We start from the raw sequence: 14,502 nt of genomic DNA on the forward strand, positions 1-14,502 counted from the left end.
GCCCCCTGGTCGAGCATATCGAGCAATCGAAACAGCGCGGTCGGTGCATTGCCGATCGCGACGATAGCGCCCTCCAGATGCGGCCGCCAAAGCTCCAGCGCCGCGGCCGATCGGGTGTTTCCGATCTCGGTGGCGAGCTGCGCCACGCCGGGGTCGTCGAGCGTGCAGATGACGCTGTTGTTGTGCGGCAGCCTGCTGCGGGTGATGCCGTGAGCGACCATTTTCGCGTCACACAATATCGGTGCGCCGCGCGACAGCGCCTGCGCTGCACTGGCGGCAAAGGTCGGGGACATCAGGACGTCGTCGGCGATATCGACCATGCCGCAGGCATGAATGATCCGAACCACGACCTTCTCTTCGTTGGCCTTGAAGCGCGACAGATCGGACTCGGCACGGATGATCGCAAACGAGTTGCGGTAGATCTCGGCGCCGTCCCGGATATAGGAGCGCAATTCAGTCATGCCTGCTGCCTTCGTCGATGTCGAAAATGTTGCCGGGATCGGCGGCCAATTCGGCGAAAGAAAAATGATGCGCGGGATGATCCCCGGCGGTACCGCCGCGCACAATGCCATAGCGTCCGTCGCAACCGACCAGCACCAGTTCGGCCGATCCGGACTTCGCGCAGCCCTTGGCACAACCGGAGACATGAACCGTCCCGGTGAAACCAAACCGCGGCAGCAACGCCGCCAGCCGGCGGCCATCGCCGCGCGTGTCCAGAGCGGTGGACTGACAACCGGGAGCACCCGGGCAGGCTTCAATCTGGAGCAGCGGGTCGACGGGATCGGTAATCAGGCCATCGCCTGCCGCGGCATCGAGGATGCTCTGTCCCGATCGCCGGCTGGGGACACTAGCGTAGAGCGTGCGCCAGGGCGAAAGCCTGACCTCCCCGACGCCATGGACAGCCATCACGTCCACAAGCTTGCGAAGCTGATCGGTCTCCAAGCGCCCGAAAGGCGCCGCGATGCCCACCGCGAACCGCCCCTCGCCGAGTTCGATCAAACCGATGCGGCGATTCAACGAGGCATCGGCCTTCGGCGGATTTTCATGCAGCGTACCAAGTCGCGATCGCATCGCTGAGCGGATCGACGCAAGACCTTCGCCCGAGAGATCGCGCATGCGTTGCCGCTTTTCGCGCGATGCGACATCGATGAAGGCAAGGCCGATCTCGATCGCAGCCGAAGCCGCGTCGCCGGGAGAAGTTGAACCCAACCATTCCGTGCCGGCCCGGGTCTCGAAGCCGATCGCGATCGCGACGTCCTTTCCAGCGGCCATGGCCACAACGCGAACATCGGCGCGCAGCTGCGCTAGCGACAGAACACCGCCGCCATCGACGATGAAGCCGAATTTGGACGGCAACGCCCAGAGGGATTTATCCGACACCAGCAAGTGCGCGAGCTCCCGGCCGATCGGCCTGATATCGAACACTTCAGCGGGATCAATCCCCGCCAGCGGATTGATCATGACGTTGCGTACGGCTTCGCCATCCGCGTTTTCGTCGAGCAGTCCGAGCCGTGCGACCATGTCGTGCAACCCGGGCAACGACGCCTCACTGACACCCCGGATCTGCAGATTGGCCCGCCGCGTCAGATCGATGTGGCCGTTGCCGAACTGCCGCGCGGCATTGGCAAGCACGGCCAATTCGCCCGGGCTGAACGTCGCGGATCGCGGGCGTATACGGACAATAAGCCCGTCGCCGCTTTGCATCGGCCGCAAAGCACCGGGGCACCAGCCCTTCACCTCAAATGCCGCCGAACCAATCACGTCGTGCTTCCTCCGCTGGCCCCACCGCCCCTTCGCATCAGGTAGCTGTCCATGATCCAGCCGTTTGCCTGCCGCGCCTCCGCCCGCATGCGTTCGATATCGCGGGCCACATCCCTAAGCTTGCCGGAAACCAGAATCTCGTCCGGCATGCCGACATAGGCGCCCCAATAGATATCGATATCCTGATCCGCGAACCGCTTGTAGGTGTCTTCGGCATCGAGCATGACGACGACACTGTCGGCGCCCTCGGGAAAACCCTCCGCCATCTTCCGCCCCGTCGTGATCTCGATCGACTGACCGATGCGATTGAGCGTCGTTCTGTGCTTCGCCGCCAGCGCCTGGATGCTGCTGATGCCGGGAATAACCTCGTAGTCGAGGTCGTGGCGACCGCTGCTGGCGATGATCTCGATGATGCGGATGGTGCTGTCGTAGAGGGTCGGGTCGCCCCACACCAGGAACGCCCCGCATTCACCGTCCGCCATTTCCTCCGCGATCAGGCGTTCGAACAAGACCTGCTTGTCGCGATTGAGGTCGTCGACGGTCGAGAAATAATCCTCCGTGCCGCGCGTCCATTGCGGACTGGTGGCGTCCACGAAGCGATGGTCATCGCCTTTGATGTACCGCCGGCAGATCTCCTTGCGAAGCTCGATCAGCTTGGTCTTGCTGGGTCCCTTGTCCATCATGAAGAAGACGTCAACCTGATTGAGCGCGTTGACGGCCTGCATGGTGACGTAATCGGGATCTCCCGCGCCGATGCCGATAATGAGTATCTTCTTCATGACACGATACTCCACCGATTTTGTTCGATACGGATTCTATACAATGCAGCCACGGCGGCGGTGCAAGAATCCGTTTTTCTCCACGCTGCCATCGGCTAGGATTGCCAATGAATTCGCGCGGCGAAAACGTTCACCGGACCGCGGTCGGCGTTGTAGCCGGGATTGCCGACAAATTGGTAGTCCAGGGAAAGTCGCGTCGACGGCGTCAGCGCATAGCTGTAGTAAGCCTCAAGAATTTTCTCCAGACCATAGTTGGTCAACTGCCCGTCGCCGATGAGAATGCCGAGACCTCCGGCATTCAGAAACGCGACATGGACGCTGGAGATGCCGTTGATGACGCCGGCGACGCCGATGGTATCGTCCGGCCGGCCCCACGACTTGCCGGTCAGCGAAATGCCGCCTGAGATCGTGCGGTCGACGTCGGTGAAATCCCATGGCTCGATATTGCCGTCGGCCCAGCCAGCGCGGGCAAACACCCCCAGCGTAGCCGTCACTTGCTGCTCGAGATTGACGCTGATGCCGGGCCGGCTGTTATAGGACCGCACCGCGTTGATGTCGGCCGGCAGACCGGTGGCCTGCGCCAGCGCAATGGCATCCGAGAAATCTCCGGCGTCACCGCGGCTGAGAAAGCCGGTGATCTTGAGCTTGCCCGGCTGTCCCCACAGTTCGTGGCGCTCTTCGATTTCTGCCACCATCTGGAATTGCTGGAAGGTGGAATCGAGGCCGTAACCCAACGGGCTCATTCCTCCCGCGGGTGTCGCCGACAGATCGAATGCACCCGCGCGCAGCGTCCAGCGGCCCTGGTACCATTCCGCCGCGGCCCCGTAGGTGTAACCCCAGCCGTCGCCGGCGTAGTCAAACGTGCCCGCATTGACCAGAGACCAGTTCAGGAAATCGGTCTTCGGATTGTTGGCGTACTTATTGGTATCGAAGATGTCGACAATGGCGAACCTGCCGACCGTCAGCACCAGCCGGTCCGAACTGCGTGAACCCGCGAACTGATTGATGTCGGCGTCAACCTTCTCGGTATCGCCGCCGAGGTTGATGGTCTGGCGCAGAAAGGCACGCTGAACACGCGCATAGGGATAGGTGTCGCCGAGCTTGTAGGCTTCGGCACTCAGAAAGCCGGCGACGCCGTGCGTGTTGTTCAGTCCGAAGCCCTGATCGATCTCCGGGTTGGCCCAGAATTCGGCGCCTTGCCACGGCCGCAAACCAGCGAATAGCGTGGCGTCAAATGTCTCCCGGTTTTGCCCGCCGCCTGACAGGCTGTTAGCCCCCGCATAAGGCGAGCGGAATGACGGATAGCCCTGGTCGACGACGGTCGCTTGCCCATGCAGGCTGACGATATCCGCGAGCGGGGCAAATGGTGATGCTGCAATCGCCGACGTCTGCGATGGGCCGAAGCGATAGTTCAGCCCGAGCCGAAGTTCCTGCAGCAAAAAATCGGAACTGATACGCTGCCCCAGGAACGGATAGGCCACGCCAGCGGTGGGGTAGCCGGTCCACAAATATTCAGCCTTGGCGCTCCAGTTCGGCGCAACGGGAACTTCGACGCCCGCACCCGCCGCCCAGCCGAACCGCCACAGCAGCGGCGCTTCGCTGCTTCCGGATGCAGCCTGCGTGAGCGTTTGCTGATCATAGGTCCACGCCAATCCGCCGGTCGCATAGAACAGCCAGCTTCCCGGCGCGTATCCGACGCGGCCGCGCACCGTCCCGAACGACAGCGCCGTCTCGCGAAGGGTTGCCGCGCCTATGACCGCGGAGTTGAAACTGGACGAGCCGCTCATGGAGAGGCCATCGGCATTTGGGAAAGCCGGAAACGACGCGTCGGCTTCCACTCCGATGACGACGCGATTGGACAGCATGTAATTGTAGCCGGTCTGCACACCCGCCAAAAAGCTTCCAGATTCGAAAAAACTGTTCAGCGGCAGGAACACACTCAGCGTGCCTGCTGTCGCCGGCAGCCCTGCCTGCGGCGGGTTGGCGGTCCAATCCGAATTACCCGCGGCGTAGCCGATATGGCCGCCGACATAGAAGCCGGACCAGTCATAGGCCTGTGAAACCGGCGGCGCCTTCAACGGCATCGCGCCGGCGACCGGCATATCCGCCGCGTGACCACACCTCACCGTGGCAAGGCACGCCGCCGCGACACAACCCAACACGCGCAGAATTGTTTCGGTATGTTTAGCCACAGGCCTCGCCGCGATGACAGCATTCGATCAGAAACGGATTGCGAACAGAAACGTCAAGCCTCCGGGACTGAAATCAATCCGGCCTGGCAAAACGCTCGTATCCCCTCAGGCGATAGACGATAAGCGACGTTCCCCAGCTCACGACGAACAGCGCGACAATGCCGTAGCCGAGCGCGCCGAAATTATCGTTGAGGTCCGAGATCGCATTCCAGAACGCTCCCTGCAGATGAAATTGGCCCGCGATCAGACCGAGTGTTTCGATGCCGCCGACCACCAAGGCCACCAGCACCGACACCGATGTGATGGTCAGATTATAGAACAGCTTGCGTATGGGATTTCGATAGGCCCAGCCATAGGCGCCCAGCATCAGGACGCCGTCGGTGGTATCGACCAGCGTCATCCCCGCGGCGAACAGCGCGGGGAAAACCAGGATCGACCAGCTGGCGACCGCATTGGAAGCCTGCGCGGAAAGGCCGAACAGGCTGATCTCGCTCGCGGTCTCAAAACCAAACGCGAACAACAGACCGATCGGATAAAGATGCCAGCTTTCCGAGACGAAACGAAAGAGCGGCCTAAACAACCGCGCCAGCCAGCCGCGCTGGTGCAACAGCGCATCGATGCTCTCGTCGCTGACATGTTCGCTGCGCTCGACCAGACGAAACGCCCGGTAGACGCCGCGCAACACGATCAGATTGGCGATCGCAATGATGAAGAGGAACAGCGCCGACGCCGAGGTCCCGATCACCGCTCCGATCGCGCGATAGGAAACCAGCGTGTCGCGGAGCGCATTTGCGGTCAGCGCAACGGCAAGAGAAGCGACCACAACGACGGTCGAATGTCCCAAGGCAAAGAAAAAGCCGACCGCGACCGGCCGCTTGCCCTCCTGCATCAATTGGCGCGTGACGTTGTCGATCGCCGCAATGTGGTCGGCATCGATGGCGTGACGAAGCCCGAGGCTGTAGGCCAGCACGGCGGTTCCAATCAGAACCGGTTGATGCGCGAACGCGATGAAAGCCCAGATCCAGGCGGCCAGATTGGCAAAAATGAGCAGGCCGTAAATTGCGGCGATCCGTCCCCGAAAGCCCAGCAATTCGGGGCGGGACTCGTTGCTCAGAACCATCGATTTCGCATACGCAGCCACGGCGGGCCCTCCATCCGCAAGACATTCTATCCATGTCACCGCAGCGAAAGAACCGCCCCATGCGCGCGCACCGCACGCCGGAAGGATGACGTGTTCGGGCCGGTCTCCTGACTCGCGGGTCATAACCCTTCTCCGCCTTCCCGGGCTTTGACGTAAAAGCCCAGTGGCATTTTCGAAGAAGGACTCACCGCTTACAGTTGCGGGCGCAGCTCTGGAATTGGTTCGCCGTCTATAACCGGTGAGCGAACCGCACCAAATTCCCTTTGCTGGTCGACGTGACCAGCACTCCCAAACTGTAGCCAAGTAAAGCCACAAATCGGGCTTTGTCAATCGAACGGCAGCGGCCTGGCCTTTGAGAACGCCGGTCTCGGACAGGGCTGCCCCCGGCGCTTGATCAATCGGTGCGCATGACCTGCGCGGGATTGGCGCGGGGATCGCGCGGCGTCCATCGTCCGGCTTCAACCTGCGCGATGAAATCCGATACCAGCCGGTTGAAAAGCTCCGGCTCCTCGAGATTGAGCGTGTGGCCCGATTTCGGAAACACCGCCAGCGCGGAGCGTTTGATCGTGCGTTTCAGAAACAGGCCCGGCTGCAGGCAGTGATCGTCCTCGTCACCGACCATCACCAGCACCGGCGTCTGCAGCGCGCGCAACTCGGCCTCGAGATCGTAGAGCGAGGGCCGGCGCATCTGCACGCCACGCATGGTATTGGCGGCGCCTTTTGAATCGTGCTGTCCGAGCCGATCGGCGAACAGCTGCCAACCGCGCGGATCCTTTTCCTGGAACTGCACCCTTGAGGCGCCCTCCGCATAGACCGGGGCGAACGCTTTGGCGCCGCGCTCCTCGAAATTCCTCGCGACCTGCTCGGAAACGCCCTTGAAGTAATCCTCATGGACTTTTTCGGCGCCGTAGCCGGTGCCCGCGGCCACCACGGACAACACGCGCTCGGGATGGCGCAATGCGGCGTGGAGACTGGCGAAGCCGCCCATCGACAGGCCGACGACATGGGCCTTGTCGATTCCCACAGCATCCAGCACGTCAACGATGTCATCGGCGGCACGCGCCTGAGAATAGGCCTCGACAGTTTCGGGGATATCGGAGGGCGGAAAGCCCCGCGCCGCGAACGTGATGCAGCGGTGGCGGCGCGCGAAGAAATTGAGCTGCGGCTCCCAGCTCCAATGGCTGCCGCCGAATTCATGGACAAAAATGATCGGCGTGCCCGATCCGGCGCTCTCGTAAAAAAGACGGACCCCATCGCTCGTGGTCGCAAAGCTCATCGCCAACTCCTCAGATCACCGAACGGCGCGACGCAATGCCGCCATCGACCGTAAAGATCGTCCCCGACGTATAGCCGGAACGATAAGACGCGAGAAACACGATCAAATCGGTGATCTCATGAACGTGAGCCGGCCGCTTGAGAGGATAGCGCTCCTCCAACTCCTTGTACCGATCCTCGGTGCCGAACAACTGCGTGGAGCGTTTCTTCAACATGTTGTAGATGCGGTCGGTATCCACCGGCCCGGGATTGACCCCGACGACACGGATATTGTCGTCCAGCGAGTGACCGCCCATGGCACGCGTGAACGCCATCAGGCTGGCATTCCCGGTGGTCCCGGCCACGTAGTTTGGATCGAACACTTCACCGCCATTGCCGATATTGTTGATGATGACGCCGCCGCCGCGCGCCTTGAGCCGCGGATAGATCGCGCGCGTCAGATTGATGTAGCCGAATACTTTCAGCTCCCAGCCGGCACGCCATTTGGATTCGTCGACATCCCACAAATTGCCGCTGGGAATGACGCCGGCATTGTTGACGAGGATGTCGATATCGCCGACGGCCTCGACCAGGGGATCGATCGCGCCGGCGGCCGTCAAATCGATGGCATGGACCGTGACCTTGACGCCGTGCAAAGCCTCGATCTCAGCCTTGATGGCCTCGAGCCGATCGCCCGAACGCGCGACCAGATGAAGATCGCAGCCTTCCTCGGCGAACGCACGCGCCACGCCTTCGCCGATCCCCTGCGAGGCGCCGGTCACCAGCACCGACTTGCCCTTGAGCCTCAGATCCATGTCGGCGCCCCTTCTTGCATGCAGGTTTCACGAATTTCGCATGATAGTCCGTAACAAGCATGATTTTAGCATGCCGAATAGCTCAAAACTTCGTCTTTTATCGCTCATCCCATAGGCCTCGGGCCGATATTACATGCAGGACGGCATTCCTGGCATAATGGCGCTTGCGCCGGGATACGATCAATATGATGCTGGCCGGCACGCGACACGGGTCCGCCGTCGTCGTTGGTCACAGAGGGAGAGGGTCGATGCCGATTTCACGTCGTCGGGTGTTGAAGGGCATGGGTATCGCGGGCCTCGGCGCGACTGGCCTGCCGCTGGCCACACCCGCCATTTCGCAAGGCGCGACCAAAGTCGGCTTCACGACGTCGTGGATTCCCGAGGGCCCCAATCTGTTCGCCTATGTCGCGCGCGACAGGGGTTTCTGGAAGAAGGCAGGTCTCGACGTCAGCGTCGCGCGCGGCTCTGGATCCGGTGCCGCGGCGCAAGCGGTCAGTGCCGGCACCTTCGATTTCGGCATGGCCGCGACGCCGACGGTGATCGTCCAGGCGGCCAAGAAGCTGCCGATCACCTGCATCGGCCAGATCAATTATGACGCGCTGATGGGGATCGGTCTGCTGGCCGCGTCGCCGATCAAGACCCCGAAGGATCTGGAAGGCAGGAAGCTCGGCGCCAGCGTCAGTTCGGGCGAATATCCGTTCCTGCCGCTCTATGCGCAGAAGGCGGGCTTCGATCTTAGCAAAGTGCAGATCGTGCAGATCGACGGCAAGGTTCGAGAGCGCTCGCTGATGGAGCAGCAGGTCGATGCCGTCTCGGCCTTCGCCACCAGCACGATCCCCTCGCTGTCACCGCTCGGCACCGAAGTGCGTTTCATGCTGTTCCGGGATGCCGGCATCGAATTCTACGGCCAGTCGCTCACCACCCAGCCGCAGCGGCTGGAAAAGGATCCCGGATTATGCGCCGCATTCGTCGAGGGGGCGATGCAGGCGATCCGCTTCACCATGACGAATTTCGACGAAGCGATCGATGTTTTCCTGAAAGCCAACAGCGAAGTCGCGATCTCCTCGACCGGCAAGGACTATGCCCGCATCGGCCTCGGATTGACCAACCTCACCAATCTCGTGCCTGAAGTGAAGGAACACGGTTTCGGCTTTGCCGACCCGAAGAAAGTCGCGACCATGGCCGATCTGGTGGTGAAATATGCCGCGGGTGACGGCGCGACGCGGCCCGATGTCGAGGCGCTGTTCACCAACCAATTCGTCGGCAAGGTGATGCTGAGCGCCGATGAACTGGCCGCAGCCGAAAAAAGCACCGCGGCCTTCCGTAAATACGTCAGTTGACTTACCCCGCGCCGATGCAATCGGTAACGTCGATGCTCTCCATCAATAACGAAGCTGAGGCCACGGCGGTCCCCGCGCCGCTGGTATCCGTCCGCAACGTCCAGAAGACCTATTTCACGCGACAGGCGCCGGTGCAGGCGGTGGCCTCGGCCTCGCTCGACGTGTCGCGCGGCGAATTCGTCTCGCTGCTCGGCCCCAGCGGCTGCGGCAAGAGCACACTGTTGATGATGATCGCCGGGCTCGAACAGCCGACCGGCGGATCGATCCTGCTCGGCGGGTCCGAGGTCAAGAAACCGCGTCGCGATATCGGCGTCATCTTCCAGGACGCGACATTGTTGCCCTGGAAGAGCGCGCTCGACAACGTGCTGTTTCCGGTTCGCATTCTCAAATTGCCGATCGAGGCGTATCGCCGGCGCGCCCTTGAACTGCTGAACATGGTGGGACTGTCCGGCTTCGAGCACAAGAAGCCGTCGCAGCTCTCGGGCGGAATGCGGCAGCGCGTCTCGATCTGCCGGGCGCTGATCCATGATCCGGATATCCTGTTGATGGACGAGCCGTTCAGCGCGCTCGACGCCATCACCCGCGACCAGATGAACGTCGCGCTGTCGGAGATTCTGGAGACCTACAAAAAAACAGTGGTTTTCGTCACGCATTCGATCCGCGAAGCGGCGTTCCTGTCCGACCGGGTCGTGGTGATGGGCGGCCGGCCCTCCACGATCGCGCTCGACATGAAGATGCCGTTTCCGCGTCCGCGTCGTTTCGACATCGAGGAGACGAGCGAATTCGCCATGGTCTGCCGAAAACTTCGCCTCACGATCGAGGAAGCCCATCAAGGCCCGCTCCCGGCGCAAACTTCTGTCCAGGAAACCCGCGCTGGTGAGACCCGCGCTGAAACATTCGAGGGAGGCCCGGCATGACGTCAACAGGATTGGCACCGACAGGCATCGGCACCGAAACCGGCGCGATCATCGCCACTGCGGCAAACCAGGAGGAAAACGGCCTGGCCAATTTACGGGGCATCGCGTTGCCGCTGGGACTGGCCGCGATCGTGCTGCTGGGCTGGCAGCTCGCGGTCACGCTCGGCCACATTCCGCCGGTCATTCTGCCCTCGCCGATATCGATCACACATTACATCATCGCACGCTACGATATTTTGCTGATGCATGCGGTGCCGACAACACTGGAATCCGCCGCGGCCTTTGTGCTGGCGACACTGCTCGGAATAGCCTTGGCGATCCTCATCACCTATTCCCGGCTCGCGCGGGAAGCGCTGTACCCCAATCTGGTGTTCTTCCAGCTGATCCCGAAAATCGCGCTGGCTCCTTTGTTCATCATCTGGCTCGGGATCGGTTCGCAATCGCGCATCACGTTTGCGGTCTTCATCGCATTTTTCCCGGTCGTGATCGCGACCACCGCCGGCTTTGCCAACGTCGACAAGGGCATGCTGCGACTGTGTCGTTCGCTAACCGCAAGCGAGTGGCAGATCTTCACCAGCGTTCGCTTTCCGGCGGCGCTGCCGCATATTTTCAGCGGCATGAAGATCGCCGTGACGCTGGCCATCATCGGCGTCATCATCGGCGAATTCATCACCGCGCAGGCCGGCCTCGGTTATCTCATCATTTTTGCGACCGCGCGTGCCGACACCGAGATCTCGATGGCGGCCATCGTGGTGCTGTGCGTGTGCGGCCTGTTGCTCTATGGACTGGTGGCGCTCGGCGAATCGATCGCGAACAGATTCTACTCGGCGGACAACTCATGAAAATCGTATCAGGCGCCCCACCCGTCGCGCGGGCGACGATGTCGACCGAAGAGCCGGAATCGCTCTCAGCCGGCGTCGTGCATCGGCTGGAAGTTGAAATCCTCAAGGGCCATCGCAAGCCCGGCGACCGTCTCGACGAGCGCCAATTGGCCGAGCAGTTTGGCGTGTCGCGCACGCCAGTGCGCGAGGCATTGCAACGACTGGCGGCCAGCGGGCTTGTGGTGTCGCGGGGACGACAGGGACTGCAAGTGGCGCAGTTGTCGATTGCTGATCTTCTGGACGCCTTCAGCGTCGCGGCCGAGATGGAGGCACTGGCCTCGGCCCAGGCCGCCCGCCGAATCCGGCCCGATCAGCGGCTCCGTCTTGAGGCCGCGCACCAGGCGTGCGCGGTCGCGGCACAGGCCAGCGATGTCGACGGCTTCTATGAAGCCAATCTCGAGTTTCACGAAACGATCTCGACAGCGAGCCACAACCGTATTTTGCAGGATGAATTGCGGCGGCTGACCGTGAAGATCTCGCCCTATCGCCGCACCATCACCTACCAGCCGGGGCGGATGGAATCCTCGATCCCCGAACACGAACAGGTGATGATCGCGATCTGCCGCGGCGAGGCGGCGCAGGCGGGCCTCGTGATGCGCGCGCATGTCACCTTGCTGGGAGAAGGCCTCTCTGACCTGCTGCATTTCCTGCGGGTATCCGGCGATCAGAACCTGCTGGCCGAACTAGCCTGACAAATACAAAATATCTTCACGCCGAGCTGGCAAAACCCGCTGGGCGAATTACATCATGGCAACGACGTCGATCCAGCTGATCCCCTGCCCTTGAAGAAATACGTGCTCATTTTTCTGTTCCTGATCATCGCGCCGCTCTTGGTCTCGACCGCGAACTACCTTCGCGAAGACCGGCGCGGAAACTGGCAGACCGCGGACCGCTCCAGCGCCGGACTGCTGCCGGCCGCGGCCGACCATCCGGAAGCGCTGATCCGGATCTACGCCGCGCGGACCGTGCGCTGGCGCGGCATCTTCGCCGTCCACAGCTGGATCGTGCTCAAGGAGCGCGGTGCTTCCCGATATAACCGCTATGACTACACGGCGTGGGGTGAGCCCATCCGCGTCGATGGATTTGCCGCGGATGGAAAATGGTTCGGCGCGCTGCCCCAGGCTGTCGCCAGCATTGACGGCGCGGAGGCTGAAAAGCTGATTCCGGAGATTCGCTCGGTGATCGGGAACTACAAGTTTCGAGCCTATGGCGACTACAGTGCCTGGCCCGGTCCGAATTCAAACACCTTCGTGCAGGCCGTCCTCGATGCCGTCCCGCAACTGAACGCGGTACTGCCGCCGACCGCGATCGGCAAGGACTATCCCTATCGCGGCCGGTGGTTTGGTCTCACATCGTCGCGTACCGGCGTGTTCGTCTCGCTGGGCGGCTATCTCGGCCTGACCATCGGCTGGATGGAAGGCCTCGAGTTTAACTTTTTCGGCGGCGTGCTTGGCCTCGACATCCGCCGCCCGGCGCTGAAGTTTCCGGGCCTCGGACGGCTCGGTCTGCCGTTGAGCCAGTGAAAGTCGCGCGGCTCCAGCGTCAATGACCTCTGCCAGCGTAGATTTGATAGAAGGTGACGACGATCTCAAACGCGATCAGCACCACGACAATGAGTTCGAGGCGCAGCGACCGGCGGGTGTCGATCAGATCGGCGAGCGTATTGGCGGTTTCCGCCACCACGGCGAGTTTGCGGTTGAGGGTATCGACGCGCTCCTTGAGTTCGTATTCGTCTTCCAGGCGGGCATAAAGCCGCTCCAGGTCCGGACGTTCCCATAGCGCGTCCGGCTTTTCTCCGATCGCGACTCGGCCGGATACCCTTTGCTGCACCAGCAGGGCATTTCCGATCAGCTGCAGTACGCTTTTCCGGTCCCTTCCGGTTCGCCCGTGATCGGCCAGTTCCCTGGCAAACGGTTCGATGACCTCGAAGACTCTTGCAACTTCGCGCTCGTCATTGGCCAGCACGACGCTCTTGGCCAGCACATCGGCAATGACAAGAAGTCGTTCCGGCTGCATGTCGCGCAGCTGAATCGGTCCCCCCGCCTGAACCTGATCCTCGGCCTCGTTGGCGAGTTCGACGACCGCGGTTTCCTCCTCGAACCGCGCGAGCTTGCCGCCGATCCGGGGCGTCAGCTTTGCCAAAAACCCGGTTTCGTCTTCGGGCGACAAGCCGATCAGCACGGCAACGCCGTAGCGAAAAAGAACGGCGATGCCGGTCTTGCTGACCCTGATGGCGAGCGGAACCGCCGAAAGAGCCTCGCCTTCGAAGCCCATGGTATTGATCCGGTCGCCGACATGCAGCGCGTGGGCCGTAACCCGTGTCCCCATTTCCGCCGAAATGAATTGCGGTTTGGTCATCACGCCGTCTCCTCGAGACACGCTCTGGTCCGGTGACATGGCGTCATGCTCCGCCACGGCGCCTGCCCACTGGTCGCGGCCTCTCGAGCCAGCGATGATACTACGCGACAATCGAGGAGAGTGGGGATGGCGGCGCGACAATGTGCCGATATTTTCGCTCCGGAGACAACACCAGTCGATAGGCTCGAAGCTTGGGTGCCTGCCAGGAGTCCAGAAGCGCGCCGCAAACGCTGCATTCGGCCCGGCCCGGGCTTCCCTCGGCTGATATCGACTCGGCCATTTCATAGGCCGAAGCGCAAGACGGGCAAGTAAGGTCTGATATTCTCATGGAATTACTTTTTGCACGTTTGACGACGGGCGCATTGTTCCAAATCAAATGTGGCTTTGACAAGGAGGCGAACTTGGCCGGCGATCAAACTTTAGGGACATTCGCCTCTGGGTCGCAGCACCCCAGCGGACACTGACAGGAAGTTGAGTCAGTTTGAACGCTAACCCATGAATGTCGCGTGACACGGGAACCGGTCGCGCGCTGCCGTTGATTAAATCGTCACGTACCGGGCAATGTCAGACGACGGCTGCAGCCGCCTCCCCTCCGATATGGGGCACGGCGTCGACCAGTTCGCGGGTGTAGGCGGTCTGCGGATTGTCGAACAGCGCCCGGCTCTCGCCCTGCTCGACAATACGGCCGTCGCGCAGAACGATGGTGTGATCGCACATCATGCGAACCACATTGAGGTCGTGGCTGACGAACAGCAGCGAGAGGTTATCCTCGCGCCGCAGCCGATCCAGCAATTGCAACACCACGGCCTGCACCGAGACGTCGAGCGCCGCCGTCGGCTCATCCAGCACCAATAGACGCGGCCGGCAGGCGATGGCGCGGGCGATGCCGATGCGGGCCTTCTGGCCGCCGGAGAGCTGATGCGGAAAGCGCGGCAACAGCTCCAGGGGCAATCCCACGCGCTGCGCGCATTCCTCGACGCGCTGGCGCAACGCGGCGCCCGGGCGCATGCCCGAAAGCCGCAGCAATGGATGGGCGATGCAATCGAACGCGGTGAAGCGCGGGT

At 62.0% G+C, this 14,502-nt stretch carries 14 protein-coding genes and 1 riboswitch; of the genes, 5 read left to right on the plus strand and 9 right to left on the minus strand.

The window, feature by feature from the left end:
- The 7 genes from ABR948_RS20545 to ABR948_RS20575 all read right to left on the minus strand — a co-directional run.
- A partial coding sequence (locus ABR948_RS20545; RefSeq protein WP_428121367.1) for a precorrin-8X methylmutase occupies positions 1-461 on the minus strand: 461 nt, incomplete at its 3' end.
- Positions 454-1,761: a precorrin-3B synthase gene (gene cobG / locus ABR948_RS20550; RefSeq protein ID WP_428121370.1), complete on the minus strand. Its 1,308-nt coding sequence runs from the start codon at positions 1,759-1,761 to the stop codon at positions 454-456. The genes ABR948_RS20545 and cobG, both read right to left, overlap by 8 nt.
- Positions 1,758-2,540 (minus strand): precorrin-6A synthase (deacetylating), encoded by a 783-nt coding sequence (gene cobF, locus ABR948_RS20555; protein WP_428121372.1) that lies wholly within the window; start codon positions 2,538-2,540, stop codon positions 1,758-1,760. The genes cobG and cobF overlap by 4 nt, the downstream gene beginning before the upstream one ends.
- 95 nt (positions 2,541-2,635) lie before the next feature.
- Positions 2,636-4,732, minus strand: a complete 2,097-nt coding sequence (locus ABR948_RS20560; protein WP_428121374.1) for a carbohydrate porin — start codon at positions 4,730-4,732, stop codon at positions 2,636-2,638.
- Between the two features lie 73 nt (positions 4,733-4,805).
- On the minus strand, positions 4,806-5,852 hold the full coding sequence (locus tag ABR948_RS20565) for a HoxN/HupN/NixA family nickel/cobalt transporter (RefSeq protein ID WP_428121395.1): 1,047 nt from the start codon (positions 5,850-5,852) through the stop codon (positions 4,806-4,808).
- A gap of 101 nt (positions 5,853-5,953) precedes the next feature.
- Positions 5,954-6,180: riboswitch (cobalamin riboswitch) on the minus strand.
- A gap of 87 nt (positions 6,181-6,267) precedes the next feature.
- Entirely contained in the window at positions 6,268-7,149 is an 882-nt protein-coding gene (locus tag ABR948_RS20570) for an alpha/beta fold hydrolase (RefSeq protein WP_428121376.1), read from the minus strand.
- Between the two features lie 10 nt (positions 7,150-7,159).
- The gene (locus tag ABR948_RS20575; protein WP_428121378.1) at positions 7,160-7,942 is read right to left on the minus strand and encodes an SDR family oxidoreductase; all 783 of its coding nucleotides are present in this window, start codon (positions 7,940-7,942) and stop codon (positions 7,160-7,162) included.
- Between the two features lie 248 nt (positions 7,943-8,190).
- On the opposite strand from ABR948_RS20575, the gene ABR948_RS20580 reads away from it, so the two are divergent.
- From ABR948_RS20580 to ABR948_RS20600, 5 genes are all read left to right on the plus strand, one after another.
- Entirely contained in the window at positions 8,191-9,282 is a 1,092-nt protein-coding gene (locus tag ABR948_RS20580; RefSeq protein ID WP_428121380.1) for an ABC transporter substrate-binding protein, read from the plus strand.
- Between the two features lie 32 nt (positions 9,283-9,314).
- Entirely contained in the window at positions 9,315-10,199 is an 885-nt protein-coding gene (locus tag ABR948_RS20585; protein WP_428121382.1) for an ABC transporter ATP-binding protein, read from the plus strand.
- On the plus strand, positions 10,196-11,041 hold the full coding sequence (locus ABR948_RS20590) for an ABC transporter permease (RefSeq protein ID WP_428121384.1): 846 nt from the start codon (positions 10,196-10,198) through the stop codon (positions 11,039-11,041). The genes ABR948_RS20585 and ABR948_RS20590 overlap by 4 nt, the downstream gene beginning before the upstream one ends.
- Entirely contained in the window at positions 11,038-11,772 is a 735-nt protein-coding gene (locus tag ABR948_RS20595) for a GntR family transcriptional regulator (protein ID WP_428121386.1), read from the plus strand. The genes ABR948_RS20590 and ABR948_RS20595 overlap by 4 nt, the downstream gene beginning before the upstream one ends.
- 102 nt (positions 11,773-11,874) lie before the next feature.
- Positions 11,875-12,603, plus strand: a complete 729-nt coding sequence (locus ABR948_RS20600; protein ID WP_428121388.1) for a DUF3750 domain-containing protein — start codon at positions 11,875-11,877, stop codon at positions 12,601-12,603.
- A gap of 19 nt (positions 12,604-12,622) precedes the next feature.
- Here ABR948_RS20600 and ABR948_RS20605 read toward each other — a convergent pair whose 3' ends face one another.
- Both ABR948_RS20605 and ABR948_RS20610 read right to left on the minus strand, forming a co-directional pair.
- The gene (locus ABR948_RS20605) at positions 12,623-13,438 is read right to left on the minus strand and encodes an RMD1 family protein (RefSeq protein WP_428121390.1); all 816 of its coding nucleotides are present in this window, start codon (positions 13,436-13,438) and stop codon (positions 12,623-12,625) included.
- 564 nt (positions 13,439-14,002) lie between these two features.
- Positions 14,003-14,502: ATP-binding cassette domain-containing protein (locus ABR948_RS20610; RefSeq protein WP_428121393.1), on the minus strand; the 500-nt coding region annotated here is incomplete at its 5' end.

This window comes from Bradyrhizobium sp., from assembly GCF_050014615.1.
Classification (GTDB): Bacteria; Pseudomonadota; Alphaproteobacteria; order Rhizobiales; family Xanthobacteraceae; genus Bradyrhizobium.

Coding starts and splice junctions, on each gene's coding strand:
- cobF (WP_428121372.1), bottom strand. CDS start 2,540: ATGAAGAAGATACTCATTATCGGCATCGGCGCGGGAGATCCCGATTAC.
- ABR948_RS20565 (WP_428121395.1), bottom strand. CDS start 5,852: ATGGTTCTGAGCAACGAGTCCCGCCCCGAATTGCTGGGCTTTCGGGGA.
- ABR948_RS20570 (WP_428121376.1), bottom strand. CDS start 7,149: ATGAGCTTTGCGACCACGAGCGATGGGGTCCGTCTTTTTTACGAGAGC.
- ABR948_RS20575 (WP_428121378.1), bottom strand. CDS start 7,942: ATGGATCTGAGGCTCAAGGGCAAGTCGGTGCTGGTGACCGGCGCCTCG.
- ABR948_RS20580 (WP_428121380.1), top strand. CDS start 8,191: ATGCCGATTTCACGTCGTCGGGTGTTGAAGGGCATGGGTATCGCGGGC.
- ABR948_RS20585 (WP_428121382.1), top strand. CDS start 9,315: ATGCTCTCCATCAATAACGAAGCTGAGGCCACGGCGGTCCCCGCGCCG.
- ABR948_RS20590 (WP_428121384.1), top strand. CDS start 10,196: ATGACGTCAACAGGATTGGCACCGACAGGCATCGGCACCGAAACCGGC.
- ABR948_RS20595 (WP_428121386.1), top strand. CDS start 11,038: ATGAAAATCGTATCAGGCGCCCCACCCGTCGCGCGGGCGACGATGTCG.
- ABR948_RS20605 (WP_428121390.1), bottom strand. CDS start 13,438: ATGACCAAACCGCAATTCATTTCGGCGGAAATGGGGACACGGGTTACG.